The sequence below is a fragment of the Collinsella aerofaciens genome, from assembly GCF_001404695.1.
Classification (GTDB): Bacteria; Actinomycetota; Coriobacteriia; order Coriobacteriales; family Coriobacteriaceae; genus Collinsella; species Collinsella aerofaciens_E.
In genome coordinates this window covers 1-5,308 of record NZ_CZAQ01000029.1, presented here as the reverse complement: position 1 = coordinate 5,308, position 5,308 = coordinate 1, and the positions used below count along the sequence as shown (strand labels likewise).

Sequence of the window (5,308 nt, the reverse complement as noted above, 5' to 3'; positions counted from 1 at the left end):
CCGCAGCGCGAAGCGCGATGCGGAGCCTCTTTGCATGTCCGAGGACGTTCCGGAGAGAAACCCCCGTCACGCCCCCGGATCCCCGGTGGGAGTTCTAGACCTTGTCGGCCTTAGTACATACCGCCGCCCTGCTGACCAGCGGTGGCAGCAGCGATAGCGTCCTCAAGCTGAGTGTTTTTGGGGACATCGGAGACGGTAGCCTCGGTGATAAGAATCAGGCTGGCGACAGAAGCAGCGTTCTGCAGGGTGACGCGGCTGACCTTGACGGGGTCGAGGACGCCCATCTCGATCATGTCGCCCCACTCGCCGTTGGCAGAGTTGAGACCCTGGCCGGCGGGCAGCTCGGCAACCTTGTCGACCACGACAGCGCCCTCAAAGCCAGCGTTCTTGGCGATGGTGGCGACCGGAGCGGTCAGAGCCTTCTTGACGATGTCGACGCCGATCTTCTCCTCGGGGTCGTCGAGCTCAACAGCGTCGAGCGCAGGAGCAGCGTCCATGAAGGCGACGCCGCCGCCGGCGACGATGCCCTCCTCGACAGCAGCGCGGGTAGCCTGCAGGGCATCCTCGACGCGGTGCTTAATCTCCTTGAGCTCGGACTCGGTAGCAGCGCCGACCTTGATGACGGCAACGCCACCGGAGAGCTTGGCCAGGCGCTCCTGGAGCTTCTCGCGGTCGAAGTCAGAGGTGGTGTTCTCCATCTCGCCCTTGATCTGAGCGATGCGGGCGTCGATGGCCTCCTTGGAGCCAGCGCCACCGACGACGACGGTGTTGTCCTTGGAGATGGTGACGGACTTAGCGGTACCGAGCATATCGGCGGTGATGTCAGCGACCTTCACACCCAGCTCGTCCAGGGCAGCCTGGCCACCGGTGAGGACGGCGATGTCCTCGAGGATGCGCTTGCGGCGATCGCCGTAGCCCGGAGCCTTGACGGCGCAGACGTTGAGAGCGCCACGGATCTTGTTGAGAACGAGGGTGGGCAGAGCCTCGCCGTCGATGTCCTCAGCGATGATGAGCAGGCCACGGCCGGCGCGCTGGACAGCCTCGAGAACGGGCATGATGTCCTGAACGCTGGAGATCTTCTGGTCGGTGATGAGGATGTACGGATCCTTCATCACGGCCTCCATGCGGTCGTTGTCCGTGACGAAGTAAGCGGAGACGTAGCCCTTGTCGAACTGCATGCCCTCGACGGTGTCGATGGTGATGTCGAACGTCTGGGAATCCTCGACGGTGATGACGCCGTCCTTGCCCACGACCTCCATGGCCTCGGCGATCTTCTCGCCGACCTCGGGGTCACCGGCAGAGATGGTACCGACGGAAGCGATCTGCTCCTTGGTCTCGACCGGCTTGGCCTGCTTCTTCATCTCGGCGACTGCGGCGTTGACAGCCTTGTCGATGCCGCGACGGATGGCCAGCGGGTTGGCGCCAGCGGCGACGTTGCGCAGACCGTCGTTGACGATGGCCTGGGCGAGCAGGGTTGCGGTGGTGGTGCCGTCACCCACGGTGTCGTTGGTCTTGGTGGCGACCTCCTTCACCAGCTGGGCGCCCATGTTCTCGATGTTATCCTCGAGCTCGATCTCCTTAGCGACGGAAACGCCGTCGTTGGTGATGGTCGGGGCACCGAACGTGCGCTGCAGCGCAACGTAGCGGCCCTTGGGGCCCATGGTAACGGTAACGGCGTCGGCCAGGGTGTTGACGCCCTTGGCGAGCTTAGCGCGGGCATCGGTGTTGAACGTAATGTTCTTTGCCATAGTGGGTAATCCTCCAAAAGAAATAAGACTCGCGTCGCCGCACCGAGTCATTTGCGGCGAGCGCGTTCAAAGGACGAATCGTGCGATTCCGGCTGAGGCTTAGGCCTCGACGACGGCGTAGATGTCGTCGGCGCGCATCAGCAGATACTTCTCGCCGTCGACCTTGACCTCGTTGCCACCGAACTTACCGTAGATGACAACGTCGCCAACCTTGACGTCCATGGGGATGCGATCGCCCTTGTCGTTGACCTTACCGGCGCCAACGGCAACGATGGTGCCGCGCTGCGGCTTCTCCTGAGCGTTGCTGGCGATGTACAGACCAGAGGCGGTCTTCTGCTCGGCCTCGTCGGGCTTGACCAGGACGCGATCTGCAAGCGGCTTCAAAGACGACATGCTTGTTTCCTCCTTTTTGGGCCGCACGGTTGAGCCGTGCGGGTTTCCCTACTTCGTTTGCGTACGCGTTGAATGGTACCCACGAATGGCGGGTTATACAACACGGAGTCAAAAAATCTTATTTTTTGGCACTTAGATTTTCTGAATGCCGGGGGATAACTTAGCAGTGGCTCCCGTGTGGCGCCGGAGGGCATGAAGTTTTAGCGCGGCAACTTTGTGAATCAGCTTCTCAAGACTACAATCCTCCAGATGAAATATGCCCAGATGAGAGGAAGGGAGGGCAGATGACTGATGAGCTGAGCACCTCGGCATGGCGCGATATAGCACAGAATCGCGATGCACGCGACTCCATGCCGCCCGTTCGCACTCGCCTGCTCGCCCTGGCTCTCGTCTTCACCCTTCTCGCGGTAACCATCCTCTCCCCCATCGCAGCCGCCCATGAGTTGCATCATGACTGCACCGGCGCGGGCTGCACCATCTGCGCCGAGCTCGCCGGCAATCTGTCGATCGCCCGTGGCGGCGACACCGTCCCCATGGGCGCGACATCGTTCATCACCCTCTTGCTGATCTCCGCCCTAGCCGTCATCGGCACCGAGCGATCTTCATATGCCCCGGTCACCCTATTATCCCTCAGGGTCCGTCTGGACGATTAACGGCTCCCAATTGAATCAAATAGCTACCGCGTGCCACAGCGGCATCGCCTTCGGCCGTCGGCACCCCGACGCAACCGTTTTCAATTCAGGAGCAATCTATGACCGACCATCCCTACCCCCGTACGCTGGCAACGATCGGCGGCGCATCGATATGCTCGATGCTCGCCCTCGAGCTGCCCTCCAACCATGAGCTATGGAAGATGCGGCCCGGACCGGCACTTTTGGAGCTTTTGCTCATCTTCTGCTTCTTGTGCCTGTTGTTCTATCTGCCGCACCGCCGTAAGACCCCCGCAATCGCGGGCATCGCTGCGCTTGCCAGCATCGGTATCACCGAGTACTTCGTAATCACGTTCAAATCGATGCCCATCCAACCCGGAGACCTGTTCGCCCTCTCGACCGCTGCGACGGTCGCCGGCAGCTACACCTATGAGCTCAGCACTTTCTGCTTCATGGGGCTTGCCGCCGCGACCTTGGGAATCGCGCTTATCGTCCTCATTCCGCGTGATGCATGTGGGCGACCGCCGCGCCGCGCATCGGAAACGTCCCCCGAGCCCATCGACCATGCGATGTCTGCGTCCTTGAAATTGAAGGACCCAAAGGCGTCTGCGGCAACCGAGGGGACATCAACAGCGCCGAGGGAGCATCCAGTCGCAACCAAATCCAAACTCCCCCTCTCCGTCGACCGTCGTACCGCACTTGTTGCCGGAGCCGTGCTGGGGGCGCAGGCCTTCATCAGCTATTACGACACCTTGGGCATCAAGCTTCATACCTGGAAGCCTCTCGAAAGCTATTACAGTCAGGGGTTTCTCCCCACCTTCATTTCGAGCGCGCAAAAAATGGTGCCGCCTAAGCCCAAGCACTACAAGAGCGGTGAGGCCTCGGCGATCATCAAGCGCCTTGCCGCGCGCTGGAACGCGGGCACGAACGGCATCGCCGACCCCTCCCGTGCCGCTGCCGTCGAACAGTTTGACCAGCTCAAGCCCTCAATCATCTGCATCATGAACGAGTCCTTCGCCGACCTTTCAATCTTTAACGAACTGGGCTGTGGCTATAAGGGGCCTGAGCGCTTCAAAGCCATCGACAACGCGCTTCTGCAGGGAGTGAGCTACATGAGCGCCTTCGGTGCCGGCACCTGTAACAGCGAGTTCGAGTTCTTAACCGGACACTCCATGGCATTCCTGGGCGCTGGCGTCTACCCGTTCATGACCTACAACCTGGCCCCGAGCGAGAACCTCGCCCGTCAGTTCAAGAGACTCGGCTATCGCACCGTGGCCATGCACCCCAACCACGCCACCAACTGGAATCGCGAGAACGTCTTCGCGGACATGGGATTCGACGAGTTCCTCTCGATCGAGGACTTCGCCGGCGCACCCGAGCTCTGCCGCAAGGTCACCGACGCCGCCACCTACGACAAGTGCCTCGAGGTACTAAAGCAGAGCGACCAGCCGATCTTCATCCACGACGTGACGATGCAAAACCACTCCGCCTATGACACGGGCTTGGTGCCCACCGACCAGCAACTGCACCTTGCCGTCGAAGGTGTGTCCGACAAAGTTATCACCTGGACCAATGAATACTGCTCGCTCATGGAAGCGTCCGATGCCGCCTTCGCTGCCTTCCTGGAAAAGCTGCGTGATCTCGACCGCCCCGTCGTCGTGGTGATGTACGGCGACCACCAGCCGTTCTTCACCGACCGCTACAACGACCTCTACTTTACCGATGAGGACGATGCCGCCCATACCGAGCGCATCTGGCAGACACGCTATGTGGTCTGGGCGAACTACGATGTCGCCGGCAACGCACAAACGAGTGGGGAACTCAACACAAGCATCAATAACGTCGGTGCACTCGCACTCAATGCCATCGGTGCCCCGCTCACCGCCTACCAACGCGCACGCTTGCAAAACCGAGCGCACATGCCGGCGATAAACGTGGTGGGGGCGCAGGATGCGCACGGCGTTTGGTATACAGCCGAGGCCAAAAACGTTCCCGCCAAGACCGCTAATGCGCGCGATCGCCTGGACCGCATGCAATATCGTAAGCTCTTCGACCACGAAGGCTCGGTCTTTGCCACCCATAAGCAGGCGGCCGCCAACGAAACCGACCCCAACGCAGCTCCGGGAGCCTAGGGTTGACCAATCTCGGGCCCGGTATTCAGAAAAGTCAGTGCAGCAAAATGGCGATGCGGACAGCGACTTGGGCATGGTTTTCGCCGCTCGCACGGGTCCCCTGGGGAGCAGCGTGCATTTTTGGGAGTTTTCAGCAGGCCAGGACGGCTGCATACGCGCCGGACACACCATATTGGTCCCAAGAACGCCTTTGACCGGCGATTTGGGTCGACGGGCAAACCCCGTGGTGGCGCGCGCAGACGTGGTGTAAGAGCGTCCCGAGGTCCGTCGCTGCAAGTCCCGATATTACTCCTTCTTGAGACCGCGCCTCTCGACTATCTCGTCCACTATCTCCCTGGCGCGCCTCCCGAGTGCGCGACGTCTCCCCTCTGTCGGGGCCGGCCTG

The 5,308-nt window shown here is 61.2% G+C and carries 4 protein-coding genes; 2 read left to right on the top strand and 2 right to left on the bottom strand.

Going from position 1 to position 5,308, the window contains the following annotated elements; all coding sequences use genetic code 11:
- Positions 1–110: 110 nt before the first annotated feature.
- The gene (gene groL, locus AQ996_RS07550; protein WP_022094352.1) at positions 111–1,748 is read right to left on the bottom strand and encodes a chaperonin GroEL; all 1,638 of its coding nucleotides are present in this window, start codon (positions 1,746–1,748) and stop codon (positions 111–113) included.
- A gap of 99 nt (positions 1,749–1,847) precedes the next feature.
- Positions 1,848–2,141 (bottom strand): co-chaperone GroES, encoded by a 294-nt coding sequence (gene groES / locus AQ996_RS07545; RefSeq protein ID WP_055252298.1) that lies wholly within the window; start codon positions 2,139–2,141, stop codon positions 1,848–1,850.
- 284 nt (positions 2,142–2,425) lie between these two features.
- Here groES and AQ996_RS07540 point away from each other — a divergent pair, with 284 nt between their 5' ends.
- Both AQ996_RS07540 and AQ996_RS07535 read left to right on the top strand, forming a co-directional pair.
- Positions 2,426–2,794, top strand: a complete 369-nt coding sequence (locus AQ996_RS07540; protein WP_055252297.1) for a hypothetical protein — start codon at positions 2,426–2,428, stop codon at positions 2,792–2,794.
- A 98-nt stretch (positions 2,795–2,892) separates the two neighbouring features.
- On the top strand, positions 2,893–4,923 hold the full coding sequence (locus AQ996_RS07535) for an LTA synthase family protein (RefSeq protein ID WP_055252296.1): 2,031 nt from the start codon (positions 2,893–2,895) through the stop codon (positions 4,921–4,923).
- Positions 4,924–5,308: the final 385 nt, after the last annotated feature.

Bases quoted from the DNA above. Each gene is read 5' to 3' on its own strand.
- groES (WP_055252298.1), bottom strand. From the start codon at position 2,141: ATGTCGTCTTTGAAGCCGCTTGCAGATCGCGTCCTGGTCAAGCCCGAC.
- AQ996_RS07540 (WP_055252297.1), top strand. From the start codon at position 2,426: ATGACTGATGAGCTGAGCACCTCGGCATGGCGCGATATAGCACAGAAT.
- groL (WP_022094352.1), bottom strand. From the start codon at position 1,748: ATGGCAAAGAACATTACGTTCAACACCGATGCCCGCGCTAAGCTCGCC.
- AQ996_RS07535 (WP_055252296.1), top strand. From the start codon at position 2,893: ATGACCGACCATCCCTACCCCCGTACGCTGGCAACGATCGGCGGCGCA.